Below are 1,141 nucleotides of genomic sequence, written 5' to 3' on the forward strand. Positions count from 1 at the left end.
GACCTCCCAGAACCGCGACTCCACCGGAGACATCCGCTCAGCGCGCTCGTCGGCGGGCATGTCCAGCCAGTAGCGCTCGCGCTGGAAGGCGTACGTCGGCAGGTCGACCCGCCGGGCCCCGCTGCCCGCGAAGTAGGCGGTCCAGTCAACCGCCACGCCCTGCGTATGCAACGCGGCGATCGTGGTGATGAGCGCGAGCTCCTCGGGCCTGTCCGCACGCAACGCGGGCAGGAACACCGCGTCGGGTGCGCTGCCGAGACCGAGAGCGGCCAGCGTCCCACCCGGCCCGATCTCGACGAACACATCGGCACCCTGCTCGCGCAGCGCCACGACCGCGTCGTGGAACCGCACCGATTCGCGCACGTGCCGCACCCAGTACTCCGGCGAGGCGAGTTCTTCGGCGGTGGCCAACCGACCCGTCAGCGTCGACACGATCGGGATCTCGGGCTCACCACACTCGATTCCCTCGACCACCGCGCGGAACTCGTCCAGCATCGGGTCCATCAGGGGCGAGTGGAACGCGTGACTGACGCGGAGACGCGTCACCTTCCGGCCCGCCTCACGCCACCGCTCGGCAACGGCCTCGACGTCGGCAGCAACACCGGAGACGACCACCGATGTCGGCCCGTTGACCGCGGCGATTCCCACGGTGTCAGGCAACTCGGGCGCGACCTCGGCCTCGGTGGCCTGGATCGCCATCATCGCGCCACCTGACGGCAGTGCCTGCATCAGCGCACCACGTGCCGAGACCACCTTGGCGGCATCGGCGAGTGACCAGACACCGGACACGTGGGCGGCGGCCAGCTCGCCGATCGAGTGCCCAGCCAGCATGTCGGGTCGGACGCCCCAGGACTCCAGCAGCCGGAACAGCGCCACCTCGACCGCGAACAACGCGGGCTGGGTCACTCCGGTCTCGTTCAGCGCATCGGCATCTTCGCCGAACATCACCTCACGCACCGCCGGGTCGAACTCGCCCAGCACAGCGTCAAGGGCCTCGGCGAAGACCGGGAACCGGTCAGCCAGCCCGCGGCCCATGCCCAGCCGCTGTGACCCCTGTCCCGAGAACAGGAAACCCAACAACCCGGTGGCGACAGTACCCGCCAGAACACCCGCCACCTCCCTGCCCTCGGCCAGTGCGGTC

General features: G+C 70.0%; 1 protein-coding gene. It reads right to left on the reverse strand.

What is annotated here, in order from left to right:
* A partial coding sequence (locus JK363_RS41295) for an acyltransferase domain-containing protein (RefSeq protein ID WP_307822119.1) occupies positions 1 to 1,116 on the reverse strand: 1,116 nt, incomplete at its 3' end.
* Positions 1,117 to 1,141 lie beyond the last annotated feature (25 nt).

This window comes from Streptomyces coffeae (genome assembly GCF_016741875.1).
GTDB lineage: Bacteria > Actinomycetota > Actinomycetes > Streptomycetales > Streptomycetaceae > Streptomyces > Streptomyces coffeae.